The sequence below is a fragment of the Pseudoalteromonas sp. OANN1 genome (assembly GCF_024124685.1).
GTDB classification, from domain to species: Bacteria; Pseudomonadota; Gammaproteobacteria; order Enterobacterales; family Alteromonadaceae; genus Pseudoalteromonas; species Pseudoalteromonas piscicida.
The window spans coordinates 57,214-75,560 of the sequence record NZ_JAMXSE010000016.1; the positions used below are offsets into that span (position 1 = coordinate 57,214).

General features: G+C 43.5%; 14 protein-coding genes. 5 read left to right on the top strand and 9 right to left on the bottom strand.

Annotated features, from left to right (window positions below):
- Positions 1 to 271: 271 nt before the first annotated feature.
- Together NH462_RS23035 and NH462_RS14060 are read right to left on the bottom strand one after the other, a co-directional pair.
- On the bottom strand, positions 272 to 421 hold the full coding sequence (locus NH462_RS23035) for a hypothetical protein (RefSeq protein ID WP_017217715.1): 150 nt from the start codon (positions 419 to 421) through the stop codon (positions 272 to 274).
- Between the two features lie 48 nt (positions 422 to 469).
- Positions 470 to 1,279: a sulfite exporter TauE/SafE family protein gene (locus tag NH462_RS14060; RefSeq protein ID WP_017217716.1), complete on the bottom strand. Its 810-nt coding sequence runs from the start codon at positions 1,277 to 1,279 to the stop codon at positions 470 to 472.
- Positions 1,280 to 1,744: 465 nt separating this feature from the next.
- Between NH462_RS14060 and NH462_RS14065 the strand changes: the two genes are divergently transcribed.
- The 3 genes from NH462_RS14065 (at position 1,745) to NH462_RS14075 (ending at position 6,148) form a co-directional block, all read left to right on the top strand.
- A complete protein-coding gene (locus tag NH462_RS14065) occupies positions 1,745 to 2,722 on the top strand; it encodes a DUF1852 domain-containing protein (protein WP_253106160.1) in 978 nt (325 codons plus the stop codon).
- A gap of 28 nt (positions 2,723 to 2,750) precedes the next feature.
- Entirely contained in the window at positions 2,751 to 3,791 is a 1,041-nt protein-coding gene (locus NH462_RS14070) for a methionine synthase (RefSeq protein ID WP_099029912.1), read from the top strand.
- Positions 3,792 to 4,114: 323 nt separating this feature from the next.
- Complete coding sequence (locus NH462_RS14075) at positions 4,115 to 6,148, top strand: S9 family peptidase (protein ID WP_253106162.1); 2,034 nt, start codon at positions 4,115 to 4,117, stop codon at positions 6,146 to 6,148.
- Between the two features lie 145 nt (positions 6,149 to 6,293).
- On the opposite strand, the gene NH462_RS14080 is transcribed toward NH462_RS14075, so the two are convergent.
- Positions 6,294 to 8,330 carry a serine hydrolase domain-containing protein gene (locus NH462_RS14080; protein ID WP_253106164.1) on the bottom strand — a complete coding sequence of 679 codons (2,037 nt, stop codon included), beginning with the start codon at positions 8,328 to 8,330 and terminating at the stop codon, positions 6,294 to 6,296.
- A 112-nt stretch (positions 8,331 to 8,442) separates the two neighbouring features.
- Entirely contained in the window at positions 8,443 to 8,988 is a 546-nt protein-coding gene (locus NH462_RS14085; RefSeq protein ID WP_017217720.1) for a DUF4410 domain-containing protein, read from the bottom strand.
- A 310-nt stretch (positions 8,989 to 9,298) separates the two neighbouring features.
- Between NH462_RS14085 and NH462_RS14090 the strand changes: the two genes are divergently transcribed.
- Together NH462_RS14090 and NH462_RS14095 are read left to right on the top strand one after the other, a co-directional pair.
- A complete protein-coding gene (locus NH462_RS14090; RefSeq protein ID WP_010370126.1) occupies positions 9,299 to 10,126 on the top strand; it encodes an AraC family transcriptional regulator in 828 nt (275 codons plus the stop codon).
- Positions 10,127 to 10,163: 37 nt separating this feature from the next.
- Positions 10,164 to 10,772 carry a LysE family transporter gene (locus tag NH462_RS14095; RefSeq protein ID WP_010370128.1) on the top strand — a complete coding sequence of 203 codons (609 nt, stop codon included), beginning with the start codon at positions 10,164 to 10,166 and terminating at the stop codon, positions 10,770 to 10,772.
- Between the two features lie 112 nt (positions 10,773 to 10,884).
- Here NH462_RS14095 and NH462_RS14100 read toward each other — a convergent pair whose 3' ends face one another.
- The 5 genes from NH462_RS14100 to NH462_RS14120 form a co-directional block, all read right to left on the bottom strand.
- Entirely contained in the window at positions 10,885 to 12,399 is a 1,515-nt protein-coding gene (locus NH462_RS14100) for an MSCRAMM family adhesin SdrC (RefSeq protein WP_253106166.1), read from the bottom strand.
- A 155-nt stretch (positions 12,400 to 12,554) separates the two neighbouring features.
- Entirely contained in the window at positions 12,555 to 13,829 is a 1,275-nt protein-coding gene (locus NH462_RS14105; protein WP_253106169.1) for a HAMP domain-containing sensor histidine kinase, read from the bottom strand.
- Positions 13,830 to 13,842: 13 nt separating this feature from the next.
- Positions 13,843 to 15,225, bottom strand: coding sequence for a sigma-54 dependent transcriptional regulator (locus NH462_RS14110; RefSeq protein WP_253106171.1), 1,383 nt, complete (start codon positions 15,223 to 15,225; stop codon positions 13,843 to 13,845).
- Positions 15,226 to 15,229: 4 nt separating this feature from the next.
- Entirely contained in the window at positions 15,230 to 17,626 is a 2,397-nt protein-coding gene (locus NH462_RS14115; protein ID WP_253106174.1) for an ABC transporter permease, read from the bottom strand.
- A 1-nt stretch (position 17,627) separates the two neighbouring features.
- Positions 17,628 to 18,344: an ABC transporter ATP-binding protein gene (locus NH462_RS14120; RefSeq protein WP_010370144.1), complete on the bottom strand. Its 717-nt coding sequence runs from the start codon at positions 18,342 to 18,344 to the stop codon at positions 17,628 to 17,630.
- Positions 18,345 to 18,347: the final 3 nt, after the last annotated feature.

Below are 18,347 nucleotides of genomic sequence, written 5' to 3' on the forward strand. Positions count from 1 at the left end.
CAGTAATTTAAATTCGAGCCGTTTATACCAAATAATGGTACATACCTAAAGTACATAAGATAGAAATTGGTAACCATGCACCAATTGCGTATTTGCTATGTTGTAGGGTAATGACACTTCGCAGTTAAGAAATTGGCATCGGTTTTGAGCCATGAAAGTCAAGATAAAGCTGTTTTAAGTTGGTTGGGAGCTTCGGCCACCCTAAATCTATACCTCGTTGTGTTGCACGCCAAAAGAGATGCTCCACATAATACGCATCAATAAAATTGCGCTATGGCGGACTTGCGTTAGTTAGCTTGTTGTTTATATAGTCTAGATATGCCGCTGCGGCCTCTAACTCACCTTTGTTAAAGGCGTAAATAGTCAGGTTTGCAAATGCTTCCATGCGAAAGCTTGTTGCGTACTTTTCATGCTCAGCCATCAAAGGAACAACTTTACCAAAAAAGAACGCATTAACAGCGCCAGCTTTTTAATTCACCGCCATATTCACAGCCATCACTAACAGCAGCACCGCAAATACCTTTTTAATCGTGGCAACAGGCAAGTGATGCGTGGCTTTCGCCCCCATTGGAGCCGTAAACCAAGACGTGCACACAATCCCTAACAGGGCTGGTAAATAAACAAATCCGGCGAAACCATCCGAGAGTGCAAAGTGCGCACTGCCCGAGCTAATGTAGCCAACAGAGCCAAAAAGCGCGATAACAATGCCACATGCAGAAGCGCATCCTATGGCCTTTTTCATATCAACAGAGAAAAACGTCAACAGAGGTACCAGAAGCGCTCCACCGCCAATACCTATCATTGCGGATAAACCACCGGTGATCGTCGTTAATACCGTAAGTATGCCTTTATTTGGCAGCTGCCTTTGGGTTGTACTCTCATTTTTGCTGCTATAAAACATTTTTATTGCTATCAATACCACGCTTACTGCAAATACAATGCGCACTGCGTTTTCGGGTAATAGCGCTGCAAAAAAACCACTAATAAGCGCGCCTAGTGCAACGCCCGTCATTATCCACGGCGCTAAATCCCAAGGTACATTGCCATTCTTGTGATGCGCGATTGCCGATGAGGTAGAAGTAAATAAAATGGATGCCAGCGATGTCGCTACAGCGGCTATGACCACTTGCTCCGGTGGTAACACGTTAAAGTACAGTAAAATACTGCTAAGCACCGGAACAATAACCAGCCCACCGCCAATACCTAACAACCCGGCTAAAAAGCCGACAACACTACCGAGTAGTGCACAATACACAAACAACAATATCAACTCACTCATTCCACTTATCTCTTCTTTTCATTGAGGCGCAATCACTTAAGTGAGCAATATGGGCGTTGCTTTTAGCCTTTCTGCCACCTAAGCGCTGGCGAGTATAACAACATAACGCTTTGCCATTGGTGCTTTTGGCTTAGATAAGCCTTGAATATTCCTCACGTTTTACTTGAAACAAATGCAACTTAGACATTTAGCAGTCTAGACTTTCAGATTTCCAGTGAATTTTACTCTACAATTGCTCATATTTTCTGCATATGCGACTCAATAAGCGGCATCTATTTTTGTAACTCATGAATCAGACTCATGTTTTATGTGAAATAAAACCGTTTTTCTTCATCTTATGATCCACGTATAAATCTCACATCACTTAATGTTCGGCACTGTCACTGCGTCCCCGTGGATACCTGTTTACCGCAGTGAAACGTAATTACCGAGCGCGTTAGCATTAGAATTGGATACCTGAAGAACATGAATAACGAGTTTACTTTCACTATTAAGAGCATTCGTCTTGACGAAAATTACCATCCGTCAAACAGCACGCGGATCACCACTAACTTTGCTAACTTAGCAAGAGGCGAAAGCCGCCAGCAAAACTTACGCAATGCCCTAAAGATGATTGATAATCGCTTTAACGCGTTAGCTAACTGGGATAACCCAAAAGGCGATCGTTATTCTGTTGAGCTTGAGATAGTCTCAGTTGATATGGATATTGCAGGTAGTGGACAAACTTTCCCGTCAATTGAGGTGTTAAAAACCAATATCGTTGACCACAAAACCAATGAACGCATTGAGGGAATTGTTGGTAACAACTTCTCATCTTACGTACGTGACTACGACTTTAGTGTGCTATTGCTTGAGCATAATAAAGATCAACCTAAATTCAGCATCCCAGCTAACTTTGGCGACTTACACGGTAAGCTATTTAAATACTTTGTCGATTCAGAAGCTTACAAGAGTCACTTTAGTAAGCCACCGGTGATTTGCCTAAGTGTATCGGATAACAAAACCTATCACCGCACTGAAAATCAGCACCCGGTACTTGGCTTTGAATATCAGCCAAATGAGTCATCATTAACTGAGCAATATTTTAAAAAGATGGGCTTACAGGTGCGCTACTTTATGCCACCAAATAGCGTTGCACCTTTGGCTTTTTACTTCTTTGGTGACTTACTGAATGACTACACCAATCTGGAGTTGATCAGCACCATCAGCACCATGGAAACATTCCAAAAGATCTACCGCCCTGAGATTTACAACGCCAATGCGGTTGCAGGCAAGTGCTATCAGCCAAACTTGAAAAACCTAGATCACTCATTAACACAGATTGTTTATGACCGCGAAGAGCGCAGCCAGTTGGCGATTGCACAAGGTCGATTTGCCGAAGAGCATTTTATCAAGCCTTACCAAAACGTGCTTGAACAGTGGTCTGCAAATTACGCTTTATAATCAACGGGAATATGGAACAGCATTTATTATGAAAACACTATTACCAACGTCTACTGCTGGCAGTTTACCTAAGCCCGCTTGGCTTGCTCAACCAGAAACCCTGTGGTCACCTTGGAAACTAGAGGGCGATGAGCTTATTGATGGCAAAAACGATGCGCTACGTATTGCTTTGCAAGAACAACAACTTGCAGGGATTGATATCGTGAGTGACGGCGAGCAAACCCGTCAACACTTTGTAACCACTTTTATTGAACACCTAAGCGGTGTGGACTTTGAGAAGCGTCAAACGGTAAAAATTCGCGACCGCTATGATGCCAGTGTTCCAACCGTGGTTGGCCCAGTATCTCGCCAAAAGCCGGTTTTTGTTGAAGATGCCAAGTTTCTACGCAGCCAAACAGGCAAACCTATCAAATGGGCATTGCCAGGTCCTATGACGATGATAGATACGCTGTATGATGACCACTACAAAAGCCGTGAAAAGCTAGCGTGGGAATTTGCTAAGATCCTTAATCAAGAAGCCAAAGAGCTGGAAGCCGCTGGAGTCGATATCATTCAGTTCGACGAACCTGCTTTTAATGTATTTTTTGACGAGGTCAACGACTGGGGCATTGCGGCGCTTGAACGTGCCATTGAAGGACTCAAATGCGAAACCGCAGTGCATATCTGTTACGGCTACGGCATTAAAGCCAACACCGATTGGAAAAAGACCTTAGGATCAGAATGGCGTCAATATGAAGAAGCGTTTCCTAAGCTACAAAAATCCAATATCGATATCATCTCTTTAGAGTGCCATAACTCTCACGTGCCAATCGACTTGTTAGCGTTGATCCGTGGTAAAAAAGTGATGGTTGGTGCGATTGATGTTGCAACCAACACCATCGAAACGCCAGAAGAAGTTGCCAACACACTACGCAAAGCGCTTGAGTTTGTTGACGCCGACAAACTCTACCCGTGTACTAACTGCGGTATGGCGCCACTTTCTCGTGAGGTGGCAAGAGGTAAGCTCGCTGCATTGAGCGCAGGGGCTGAACTCGTGCGCCAAGAGCTATTAGCCAAAAAATCAGCTTAATCAAGCTAGATTAATAATAACGCTAGCAGCTAAATAAAACTTAAATTATGTGCCGCCTTCAAGGAATGATAGCGGCGCAGCTTGAGCGACTTTCCATCATTGGTGAACACTCATTTTTTCAGATAACTTGCGCGCAGATAACTTACGGACACTCACTTCAAACATCCGCAACTTTCACCTGATTTCACACAACAAACAGCCAGTCACTCCCATTTTATTTGACACATCGAGTTTTTATTTCGTTCCATCGCGTATTAGGTGACATTGAATTGCACCTGAATAACTATGTAGCCCTAAATAAAAATTATATAGAGGGTGGCATTATGCCTTTTGGATTGAAACGGACGCTCATTTGCACTTTACTGGCTTGCGCTGCATTGCCAACAGTCGCACAGACTGAGGTGGGATTACAGGCTAAAGACATTTTTGAGCTGGAATATGCAAACGACCCGCAAATATCACCAGATGGTACTCAAGTGGTATATGTGCGTAACAGCAATGATGTAATGAAGGATGCTAAGCGACAAAACCTGTGGCTGGTCGATACTAAGTCAGGCGCACAATCGCCACTCTTTTCTGATGAAAACAATTACAGTCAGCCTCGTTGGTCGCCAGATGGTAGCAAAATCGCCTTTGTGAGCAATGTATCTGGTAGCACACAAATTCATGTACATTATCTTGCTCAAAACCGTACGGCACTACTTACACAGTTACAATCTGGGATCAGTGGCTTAACTTGGTCACCAGATGGCAAATGGCTGGCTTTTAGCCAAAAGGTTGCTGAAAAGCCTGCGGTCATTGCCAAAATGCCAGAAAAACCAAAAGGCGCGAAGTGGTCCGATTCTGCCATTGTTATCGACAAAGCCTACTACCAAGCAGATGGCCGAGGCCTTATCAAACCTGGCTATCGCCAGATCTTCGTGTTACCGAGTGAAGGCGGCACGCCACGCCAATTAACCTCTGGTAATTATCACCATAGTGGGAAGCTCGCTTGGCGAACAGATGCAAAGGCGATTGTGTTTTCAGCAAACCGTATTGCAGACTGGGAATACAAGCGCCTAGAGGGCGACTTATTCGAAGTTGATTTTAACCGTAATATCACCCAGCTTACGTCGGCTCCTGGTCGTGAGTACGCGCCTAGTTTTTCCGAAAATGGGAAAAAGCTGGCTTATCTTAGTGCATCGAACGCGCTTAACCCTTACCGTAATAGCAAACTGAATATTATGGATTGGCAGGACAAAACCTCCCACATGATTGCCAAAGACTTCGACCGCTCAATCCAAGACCCAACTTGGATTGGTAGTGATAGACTGGCGATGACTTACGATGACCACGGAAAGCGAAAGCTCGCGAGCATCACCACAAAAGGCAAAATTACCGACATCACAGATACGCTCTCAGGCACAACCCTTGGTCGCCCTTATCTAAGCGGTGAATTTAGTGCTAATTTTGATGGGGAAATTGCCTTTACTCAAGGTTCGAGTGAGCGCCCTGCTGACATCGCTATCACAACAAGAAAAGGCAAAGTAACGCAATTAACCCACCTTAACGAAGACCTACTTGCACATAAAACCCTTGGTAAAGTGCATGAGATCACGTATAGCTCGTCGTTCGACGGGGAGAAAATTCAGGGCTGGTATATTACGCCACCGAACTTTGACCCGAACAAACAATACCCATTACTACTAGAAATTCACGGTGGCCCACACTTAGCCTACGGCCCCCATTTCTCAGCAGAATTACAGCGTTATGCCGCTGAAGGTTACGTTGTATTTTACGACAATCACAGAGGCAGCAGCTCTTACGGCGAGCGCTTTGCGATGTTACTCAAGTACAAATACAGCTCGAAAGAAGACTTTGCCGATCATAACTCAGGGGTAGACGCTATGCTTGAGAAAGGCTTTATCGACAAAGATAATCTGTTTATTGCTGGCGGCTCTGCAGGCGGTATCGCAACAGCCTACGCGATTGGCTTAACTAACCGCTTTAACGCTGCTGTTGTCGTAAAGCCTGTGATCAACTGGCTGAGTAAAGTGCTTACCGCTGACAGTGGCCTTGGTCAAATTCCAACGCAATTCCCAGGTATGCCATGGGAGCATATGGAACACTATTGGCAGCGCTCACCGCTTTCGCTCGTTGGCAACGTAACCACACCAACCATGCTAATGACGGGTGAAGAAGACTTGCGCACGCCAATGGCCGAAACTGAACAGTTCTACCAAGCGCTTAAGCTACGTAAAATTGACTCTGTACTGGTCAAAATTCCAGGTGCGCCACATGGAATTGCAGGCCGTCCTTCTCGGATGATCAGCAAAATCGAGCACACGCTCGCTTGGTTTGAAAAGTACAAGAAGTAAGGAAAAAAGCCGCGTAAAGCGGCTTTTTTCATAAATCGACTCATTTTCAATCTGAAGCTGAAGTTTAGCTTAAAAAGCTAACTCAATGTTTTTAAAATTAGCGAGAGCGGGTCCGTAATTTCGACTAACTGATAACTTTATAAATCTAGTCAAAATAGTTAAATCCAACCGCATTCCAAATCCAAAATGCATAAATAAAACTTAAGCAACTCAGTGTAAAAATCACATAGTGTATTTTATAAAACCAATACAAATCACTCATGCGCAACATGATTGGAAGACTTAGCACTTTCAAAAAGGTCGTGAGAACGATTGCTATCACCAAAGACAGTAGCAGCTTTACCTCTACGGTGGGAAAGCTTGCGTGAAATTGATATTCATCAAACACAATACCGGCATTCATTAAAATAAAGCCCAGCACCGCTGCAAGTATCATACTTGAGCTAAAACATGCCAACTTTTCAAGTTGGTCAAGCCTTTTGCTTTTGCGAGCTCGAACAAAACTGAACAGCAAAGTGGATAGCGATAACAACGAAGATATCGCCAACGCCAAGTTGAAGAAAAGTGGGCTTTGTAAGAAGCTTACTCGTTCATAATCGCCAGACCACATACTCGCCGAAAAACGATTTACCGTCCCTGTCCCATCGCGATAAAAGTAAAAAATAGGCGCGTCTCGAGCTCCGGCTTGAAAGACGTCCGCTTCAAGGTGCTTCAGTTTTATTTTATTCCCTGCAACCATCATAACTAACCTATTTTGGTCATCAATGGCTATCTCAGCCGCCGCATCTAATGCGGCCAGTTTTTCCAGTTGAGTATACGAACGACGAGTACTCAGAAATGTTCCCGTATAATCTTCAAGGTTTGGTTGGCTAACTTGCTGTTTTAAAACCTGCGTGTAGATGTTTGCTTGGGAAGATGTGCTGAGCTGCGACGGCTTTACAAGATTTATCGGCTTGTTTCGATAAAATTTATTCAATATCGCAGTCGGTAAAGCCTCAACAAAGTGTGCCCCGATTCCCATAACGTTAGTTGAAACAAAAATACCTAATTGAACTTCAGGAAAGATCACCATGTTGGCGGCAAACGTCTGTGTGGCACCAGAGTGATAACGCTGCTCATAACCCTTAAGCTTGCCATCAAACATGCCATGAGCAATCCCTGTCGCCAGCGGTCTATCGTCGTATAGTCGATGTATCATTGTTTTTTGGGTGGTTGGCTGCACGAACAGGTTGTTGTCACCCATCAGAGCTGACATATAAAGCGCCATATCATGTGCAGTTGCAGAAATGGCCCCCGCACCACCTACATGCCCAATAAATTCAAAAGGTTTGGCGATATTATTGCCTTGTCTATCCCTAAAATACCCCGTTGCAAGCTGTTGTTGTAGCTCAGGTTTCATCGCAGTTAAGGCTGCACTGGTTTTTACTGGCTCTCGTAATGTCGTGTTTTGCATACCCAGTACAGAAAAAATATGTTGCTCCATATAAGTCGCTAAATCCATACCCGACTGCAACTCGACCAGATAACCAAGCAAAGCAAAACCATAGTTGGAATAGGATACATTAACACCCGGTGGCCAAATTCTCTTGGGCATATGTGTTGCGAGATATCGCTCTGTACTGAGCATTTCTGAGGCACTTTCAACGAACAAGTTACCGGCATCCGCTTCTTCAAAACCCGCTCGATGACTTAATAGGGCACGGATTGTAATAGGCGCTTTAAAGGTGTCAGGTATTTTAAATCCGCTCAGATACTCATTGATATCAGTATCTATAGATAGTTTACCCTGCTCCACCAGCTGCATCACTGCAAGTGCAGTCATTGTTTTGGTGATAGAACCGATGCGAAATAATGTTTTATTCGGTTTAACCATAGCTTGGCTGTATACATCAGCAAATCCATAGCCTTTGAGTAATACAACCTCACCGTCTTTGACTATAGTAACCGCGACTCCTGGCAGGTTATATTGCACCATGGCTTTTTTGACCCAGTCATCAACGTAAGTCCGTAGCCCTTTTAAATCTGGATTTTCCAAGGGCGCTTGTACATCGCTAACTGCGCTATCACGCAACAGCTGTGGGCTGTAATTACCCCACGCTTTCGCGTTAAAAAATACGCCAATCGCGACAGTTAACATCAAGGCTCTTAAAACAAGTGCAATATCAACAAACTTCGTTTTCATATTGGCTTCACGTCCCTTTGTTTGTAATGCGCATCAGTGGGCTCAAATGGGTATACAGGAGCTCCATCGTCAAAAACTAGGTTTCTTTGACTATTTGGAACTTCAATATCAACTAAGAGTTAGCGGTATTATCAGTTTTACCTTCGCGCTCCACCGTGCCAATCATATTCACCACTTTCTTAGATACTGCTTCAAGCTGCCTAGAAGTAGTTGCACCAAAAATGCCTTCGATAAACTCAGATCGAGTATCTAGTATCGACTCACCAACCACCTCGTTAGTGTCAGTGTTTATTAGCTTTACATTGAGCTTCAGCTCGGCATCACCCGCCATTACACCTACCATAAAGCGGCCAAGCCCCGACACATAACGAAAGTGCTCGATGGTGATCTCGACTGATAAAGGTGCTTGAGCTGCACTTCCAGACTCAACAATACTGCCATTAAAGTCTTTGGCTATTAACGCTTTTAGCTCATTAATGCTGTTAGAAAGCGACTTACTTTTAGAAACTGAGTGCGATGAAGTAATATCCAAAAATACACTTTGTGGCGTGTTCCCTACAGCTCTATTCGCTGTTTTACTTGTCTCTTGAATGTGGGCGGCGCAGCCACTGAAAATAAGCACTGAGATTATTACGGCAAATATTTTAAAATGTTTCATCAGGGGTAAATTTCCGACCTTCAATATATATTCGGTTAACGACATGCTAACCTTCGTTGGCAGCTATGGTATCAAATATTTTCCCGCAATGGGTAAGCAGTTGAGTCACCTATGTTCTTTGGCTTTGCATCGATTATGATTTATTTGATAGGTTTAATGACAAAAGCTCGGGTTAACTAAGTTTCCTTGTGAAGAGTGTTAAGCAAACTCTGTAATAGATATATCAGCAATTTCGTTCAAGTTTTTTATTGATCGCTTGAATATATTGACTTAGTAGTTTTGCAAAAGTGCTCAAACAGAAGGAGGGAGTGTGAGTAAAAATAATCACTTTATATATACCCATAGTGCTCAGCAGGATGATGTATCCATGCTGTGCGCAACCATGAGTGATTTCTCCTACAACAAACATGCTCATGAAGAATACTCAATAGGTCTCACTTTAAAAGGCAGACAAGACTTTTTCTGTCGCCGTGCTTTTTATAAAAGTCAGCCTGGCTGCATAATGCTTTTCAATCCCGAAGATATTCATGACGGCCACTCTGGGGGCGAACACAGCTTAGAGTATGTGATGCTTTACGTACACCCAAGAGAATTGCAACCACTGTTTCGCTCTCTTGGTTATAAACAAGAAACAGTGCTAAGACTTAACGACACCTTGTTCAATGATCCACTGTTGCGCTATCAAGTTCTTACCATATCTCAGCAACTTTTGGGACGGTCCTACTCCAAAATTGAGCACGAAGCCGCTTTGTTTCAGTTGGCTCAATCATTGGTTCGTTTGCATGGCTGTTTAGAGTTACCACTTCGTAAAACAAGGGCTGAAACCTTAGTACTCAGGGCTAAAGACTATATATTGGCTAATCTTGCCAACGATATTTCGGTTGATGACATCGCTGATGTCGCCAATATGTCTAAATATCACTTTATTCGAGCTTTTCGAGAACACTTTTGCATTACTCCACACCAGTATGTTTTGAATTGTCGAATCAACTATGCTCGCAAACAGCTACTTGTAGGCTCTAGCGCCACCACCGCAGCGATAGAGTCCGGCTTTGCTGATGCCAGTCACTTAAATCGTAACTTTAAACGCGTATTTGGCATGACACCAAAACAATTTCAGTTGCAGTTGGGCCGTTAAGTTAGCTCATTAACTGCTTATATCGGAGTAGTAAATCATGTCAGAAATTTTCGCCTATGCTATCGGGGTAATGTATACCCCTGGGCCTATCAACTTGCTAGGTCTACATAGTGGTCTAAACAAACAGACGCGTGTTCATCTCGGTTTTTTCGCCGGCGTTGGAATGGCAATGTTCATCTTATTCGTTATCTTAGGGATTGTCGGGCTCAAGTTTATTAATCCACAGCTACTGCCTTTTATCAGCTTGGCTGGGTGCCTTTATATTCTATATATTGCTTGGAAAGTGGCGCATGCTAATGTCAAGCTATCTGATAAGCAAAGTGCGGCCAAATCGTTGAGCTTTCGAGACGGACTTTTCATGCAGCTACTCAACCCCAAAGCGCTAATCGCTACGTTGCCGGTTTCTACCATTCAGTTTCCAAGCGTTGGCATTACCGGCAGCGCCGTTGTCATATGGTCAATACTCCTTGCTGTACTTGCATTCGGAGCTCCCACTAGCTATTCGATAGTGGGTTCAATGATGGGTAAACAGATTTCCGATCCCAAGTATTTTAAAGCTTTTAACTTAGTAATGGCTGCGCTATTAGTCTATGTGTCTTTAAGCATTGGTTATGACCATGTCATAGTGCCTTGGATAGTGAAATAACAAATGAGTAGGCAGTGATGGTAACGGCTGACACCCACGACAAACTTTAACCGTCTTTTCTCTATCTTTGAGGTAGGTGTCTGAATCTTCTTTGGTCTACTATTGTTATTTTTTAGCGCGCTTGCACCCGATATCGAACCTTATTGCTCGTTCCAACATTATTCGTTAATTGTAATATGCCTTTTGTTATACCGGTTGGTATCGTAAATGTAAGGCTTGATGGTGTATGAGTTGAAGGAACAAGTGTTTTATTTCCCATTACGATGCGGGTTTTACCATCGAACCCCATTCCCTTAAGCTCATATTGCTCACCTTCTTGAACTTTGATTGAGGCATATCCAAATATTAACGGTGAACCCGCTTTGTATGGGCTTAACCGCACTTCATTAGAACGCTTATTTCGAGTGTAAATAAATGCCTTATATTTGCGAAGTGGCAGATTGAGTTCAAAGATTAGCGCTGAGTTGGTGTGTGATGTTGGCGCGATATTATAAATTTCTTCACCGTTATAGATAACCACTTTTGGGTTCTCCAGCCCGGCAAAGTCATCACCAGTAAATACAACACTATCGCCGATACGATAAATTCGAGGTAATGAATAGCCATCGTAATAACCAGCTTGAGAGGATATTTGTACACTCGGTGAATCACTTAATCTAAAGCCTCGCACTCGCTCATACGGCTCGGCGTCATAAATATCTAAAACTTTGTCGCCATCATTATCTAGGTCGATAAAATCCTCAACACCGTCTTTGTCAGAGTCTTCAGGCCATCCTTTCGCGCTGAGTTTTTCGTCGGCATCCGCTATGCCGTCATTATCAGAATCAAGATCCAAAAAGTTTAATTTATCATCTTGATCTGCATTTCCTGAGCCTTCGCGCTCATCACTAATGCCGTCGCCATCACTGTCTAAGTCCAATAAATTAATTACCCCATTGTTGTCCTCATCGAGTGTAGTACCTTGCTTTACATAATACTCATAGAAGTCATGAATAGAGTCTCTATCGGTATCTATACGAGTTGGTTCAACACCAATTGCATATTCGGCATGATCATCAATTCCATCGGTGTCATTATCTTTAAATACGTAAATTTCATAGGAATAGTCCGGCGCGCCACCCGACAAATCATCAATGACGCTCAAATTGAATTTTCCATCATGGGGTATTTTAGTCAGGATATGCGCCATGTTGAGTGCGCTATGGGTATGGATCTGCGATGAGTTGATCACAACACCTCCTTGCTCGGAAAAGTACACTTTGGGCTTAAAATTATCTGAGCTATAGATAATGCGAGCTGAGATATAGTCGCCCTTGTTTGCACTAAACTGGTACAAATCACCATTATCACCCGCATTCGAAATCACCCCCTTTACTTTAAACGGAAGTTGATGCGCAACTTTTACTGCATTGCTGGGGTTATCATTAGGTTCAATCTCGGCAATTTCGGGATAACGAGCGCGTTGACCATCAAATGGAAACTCATCATGCTCATCTAACACACCATCACCATCTTCATCTTTGTTTTGCCAAGTTCCCTTAGCAGGATCGAGCGAGCCATTATGTGGAGTTGCAAACACAATTGTACTAGCAAGTGCCAGTGCCAATAAAATGCATCGTGATATCATAAACAATCCTTATTAATGTTGTTTTTTAATTAATTTTTCACCCTGTAACCCGCTTCATAGTTGCGCTCTTTCACTAATTATTATGAATACATTACATTGGGTGTCTTCGTTACTTTTGCTCGGGGTCTCTTTGTTATTTTTGCTGCTTTCAGTACTCAACTCCCACCCCGCTCTACGCTAAAACTGACTTTTGCGCCACTGTCTGGGTTATTGCCTAGTTTGAGTTGTCCACCGTGGTTTTCAATAATGATACGAGAGAGCATCAGGCCTATGCCGTTGCCATCAGCTTTGGTGGTGTAAAATGCTTCAGCGGCTTCGCTTAGGTTGGAAAAACCGGGGCCTGTGTCTGTGACCGAAAACACTAATTTGTCAGCATCTGGGATGATGTTGAGTGTAACTTCTGGCGAAGGCGTGCACGCTTCTTGGGCATTATTAATAAGATGACAAAGTACCTGTTTGATTTGACTCGTATCAAAAAAGCCGAGCAGGTCGGCTGTGCTTTCTACCTTTAGTTGAGGGTAGATACTTTGTAGTTGAGCGCAAAACTCACTGAGCACGACAATTTGCTTGTGCGCAGGAGGCAGTTTGGCAAGAGAGGCATAGTTGCCCATAAAAGATTTAAGGTAATTGGCGCGCTCGTTGATAAGTGACAGGCCACTATTGAACCTTTCTATATCTAACTCACCATTTAAACGCTTGGTAAGGCTGCGCGCTACCGTGCCGATCGGCGCTAAAGTGTTATTGATCTCGTGACTTAAAATACGAACAAACCGCTGTAAGGCGTCTTTTTCTTGTTGATATAAAATGCTATCGAGCTGTTTTAAAACCAGTAAAGTGTGAGGTTTATTGGCAATGTAGCAGCTGTCGTGTTCAAGCAAAAAAGCATGCTCGGTACCGTCAAGCATCACCGAAACCTTTCCTTGCTTTTGCTGAGCTTGTAGTGATTGAAACCAGCGCCAGGCATCATCTTTATAGCAATCAAAAAAGGTGCGCTCAGCGTAGCTGTTGGCAAATGCAACGCTTTCGCTGTCAAACACGATAAGTGCACAATCAAGCTTTTCAATGATTTGCTTTAGCAAGTTGCTTTGCTCAGCCAGCGCACGCTGATCGGCTTGCATGGTTTGCGCAAGCGCGTTTAAGTGTTCCACCGTTGAACGTAATTGTGTGTCTTTGCCGTGTACCGCTCGTACCGCTCGTACCGCTCGTACCGCATAATCGCCTTGGCGAAGTGATATCAACAAGGTATCAATGAGATTAATGGTGTTTTGTCTAGTCGAACCATATTTATAAGCAAGCAATGCAAAACATAGTGCAAATATTAAGTCTATCAACATAATAAGTGTTGCTGGGTAGTCATGCACAAGGAGTAAAACATTAGTAATTACAAGTAGTAATGCACTTAACAGCCAGTGTCCAAATCGATAAAACAAGTTTGCTTATCTCCTACTCATATTTATCCATTTTGCGATACCACGCACTGCGCGATAGTCCCAAGCTCTTCGCCGCTTTTGATACGTTACCACCATGAAATTCCAGTCTTTTAAAGAGTGCTTGCTCAATAATTTCATCCAGTGTTAAATCATGATTTTCTGGCGCGCTCACTGTAGCAGTATTCATCGATTGCAACGCTGAGTGCGGTGTAGCGTTGAGCGCCAAATCACTGGCAAATACCTGAGCATTTGAACAAGTAAATACCGCGCGCTCCATCATATGCTTAAGCTCTCTCACATTACCTGGATAATCGTATACACTCAGTGCTTTAGCAGCACAAGGCATAATGCTCGGTGGTGGTTTTTTATAATCATGACTAAAGCGCATTAAAAAGCGCTCTGCTAATGGCAAGATATCCTCTGGACACGCTCTTAATGGCGGTATTTCTACTTCTATAGTATTTAATCGAAAATATAAGTCTTGGCGAAACTGATTATTGGCAATCGCTTCATTGAGTTGACAGTTAGTAGCAGAAATAATCCTCGCAGTATTGTCCAAGACTTTGTGACTGCCAACCGCTGCGTACTTTCGCTCTTCTAGCACTTGAAGCAATTTTGCTTGAGACTGCAAAGATAAATTGGCAATTTCATCTAAAAACAACGAGCCATTACTGGCGAGTGTAAATGCACCCACGCGATCTGCTTTCGCATCAGTAAATGCCCCCTTTTTATGGCCAAATAACTCAGAGTTAAATAGCTCGTCGCTCACCGCCCCCATATTAATCGAGATAAAACTGCCATCAGCACGACTTGAATGCTCGTGTATATACTGCGCGTAATAGCTCTTTCCTGTGCCATTTTCACCGGTTAGCAAGATGTTCATATCGCTTTGTGCCAACTGGGTGAGCTGTGTCAGTACACGCTGCTTTTTCTCACTTTGCGTAACGAAATTGACCGTTTGTTGGGGCTTTTTAAGGCGTTCGTTTTCAGCAGATAGCCGCGCTAAATGTTGTCTGTCAGCTCGCTTTTCGATTTGTACTTTGATGCTATGAGCAAGGCGCTCATCATCCCATGGCTTTTCAATGAAATCGGCCGCTCCTTGCTTTAGTGCAGCGACGGCAAGGTCTAGCGTCGCCCAACCAGTCATCACCACAATGGGTAAGAGCGGATCGATTTGAATGAGCTTAGCAATCGCCATCAGCCCTTCTTTACCACTGGTAGTGTCTTGCGTAAAGTTCATATCCAATAGCACTAAGTCCACTTCCTGTGTACTGACATAATCAAATGCCGCCTCTGGTGTCACCACACCGTGGCAAGCGTAGCCTTCATCCTCAAGTAAAAACTTCAGACTCGCTTGAATATCAAGCGAGTCGTCTACTATTAGCACCTTTTTCAAATTATTATTCCATTCTTAAGCTAACCGCAGGTTGGACTTTTATGCTGCGTTTCACCGGGATATAAAGCGCAAGGCATACCGCAGCAAATACCAGTAGTAAAGTGATACTACCCGCACCAAACATAACACTAAATGGCACAATACCGCGGAAAAAGTCTACAGCAAGATAACACAAGATATAGAAAATTAATGCAGAAATAGTCAGCCCTGTAACAGTATGGGTCAGATTTTTCTTGATAAATAACAACATGATCTGGCGATCTTTGGAGCCAAGCGCACGGCGAATGCCTATTTCATAGCTAGATTTGTTGATATTACTCAGGCCCATGGCATAAATACCAATTAAAGAAAGCGTCAAGGCAAATCCACCCACAATCAAAAACACATAAATGATACTGGTGAACGCCCCCATCATAGAGCGATGGTTGTCGTAGTGATCAAAAATATAGCTGGTTTCGAGCTTGCTTGAGAGCCTACCTAGCACGCGATAGAAGGCTTCGTAACTTTGGCTTGGCGGCAACTCAGTAATGAACTTAACCGCCATTGCGTTTTCCTTTGGCGCATATTGACGAAAACTAAAATAGACTTCGTGACGACGATCGCTGGCGACAACGCTCATCTCATCCACTGCAATACCAACTATTTTAGCGCTAGGCCATTTTGCATCACGTAACATCAGTGAGCGCCCTAATACATCCTCACTGGCAAACAGAGCGTGTGCGAGAGACTGGCTAATGATCACTACGGGCGCAGCTTCTGTGTTGTCTTGTACCGTGAAGTTCCGACCGCTTTGCAGTTCGCGCTCAAAAAGATGAGATACCGCTTCAATATTTATGATTTTATCGGTATAAACTTCGCCCTCGCTTGTTAGCACATCAAGCTCCATCTCCCGTTGATACACGCGCCCTTCTTTAAAGGCAGGATCCAATGTCATTCCCACGACCAATGCGCTTGCCATTTCGACCGCTTTATCACTCGAAAACTCGCTTTCAGTTTGAAATTGCAGCTCAGTTGAGTACACCCCTTTGAGGGTCTCGCCGTCAATATTTCCCGCCATAGAATACATCACATAGCCTATGGTGCTCGACGCCATCAGCATAAAGCTCACTAAGGTCACCTGCAAAGACAGTAGGCGTTTTGACATCAATCCCGCTTGTTTTCCGGTTGCGCCTCGTGTGCCGTCTCGCAATACATCATTGATGTTAAAGTTAGCGGTTTTCACCGCAGGTAACAGCACAGCAATAGCAAATACCAAGCTTATCAGCAATAGTGACACCAAAATGGTGATTGTATTTAGCTGCCAATACCACCAGTACGGCATTTTGCCACCAAACATCATATTCATAAAAAAGTTCAGCGCTCGCAAACCGAGATCCGTTAGCAATAGCGCCACGACCCAACTGCTAACGCAGTAAACCAAGCCCTCACAAGCATGCTGCTGAACCACCCTTAATTTTTTCGCGCCAATCGCGGCACGAATAGCCGACTCTTTTTGTCTCTCGATGATTTTGGCAAAAAGTAAGTTACCAATGTTAATTGAAGAAATAAGCAAAATAAGTACGATACCAGCCATAAACAGGGTAAATATAAATACCGCTTCACCGTCGGTGTTATATTCCACCAAGGTCATAGATTCAACACGAACCGTTTTATCTACCTCAAGTGCTGACTGACTAACTCGTTGCTGTGCATAATCAGTGAAAAATAAACTTAAACGCTGCTCAAGCCTTGCCTCTACTATCTCATTTGGCATCTTATAAATAATATCTATGGTATCAGCAGGTGCTGTGTTATTGCCTTTAAGTGGCAGCCAAAGTTTAGAAAATATCGGGAAGTTATTGTGTTTGGGCATCACACCGATTATCTCGTAAGGCTTTTGATCAATGACCATTGTGCGCCCTATGACGTCTTTGCTACCTTGGAATAGATGCAACCAGAGATAGTCTGAAATCACGACCACATTTTGGGCTGCTCCCACAAAGTCCTCAGCAGTATAAAATCGCCCAAGTGCAGGTTTAATGTCCAGAAACTGAAAAAAGCGTTCATCAACATAGGAGCCTCGATAATGATTGCCTCGTTCAGCGTCACTTACCCAAACACTCGCTGGCGCAATATAAAGCCACTCTTCAAGTTGTTTAACTTCATCAAGTTCTCTTAGCTGTGGCAACATGCTGTATTCAAACCGATTTTGCATGCTGATAGGGTTACGAACCTTAAAGATCCTGATTTCTGGGCTGCCACTACCCACTTGGCTATGTGAAAATGCCACCGTATAAATATAGTTAAAACCAATCAAAGATATGGTCAAACTGCCAACCATGATAAACATCATCAATAACGTAAACCGCATTGATTTGGCGATGTTTCTCAGTGCGTAACGAAAGTCTAGAAGTAATCCCATACTAAGCTCCTACGACTTTACTTGCGTGCTCAAGCTGCTTTTTGTCTCTTAAAATTGTGCCATCTAGCATAGAGATAACACGGCTAGCGTAAGTCGTAGATTCGATATCATGCGTTACCATACAAATCGTTTTGCCAGCAGCATGAAGCTCGCTTAACAGCCCAAGCACTTGCTGCGCATTATGTGAGTCCAAGTTACCGGTCGGCTCATCGGCGAGGATGAGGTCTGGGGAGTTAATCAAGGCTCTTGCAACTGCAGCGCGCTGCTGCTGACCGCCTGAAAGCTGAGAAGGAAAATGATTGATGCGATTTTCTAATCCCACCATCGCCAGCGCGTCTTTGGCTTTTTGCTCCATTTCTTTTTGGCTAATGCCGCCGATATAAGTCAGCGGTAACATGACATTTTCAAGCACGTTTAAATCACTGATAAGGTTAAAGGCCTGAAAAATAAAACCAATATGATTAGCACGAATGTGAGCACGCTCGTCCGAGCTTAAATTAAATGCTTGGTTACCACTGATAAAGTACTCACCGTTACTTGGTTCATCAATCAAGCCCAAAATTGACAATAACGTTGATTTGCCGCACCCTGACGGTCCCGTGATAGCCACAAACTCGCCGGGCTCTACTACGAGATTAATGCCGTCTAGCGCTTGAGTTGCAATTTCGTCCGTCTGAAACCGCTTTTCGATATTATTAAGTTGAATGACTGAGTTCATAAT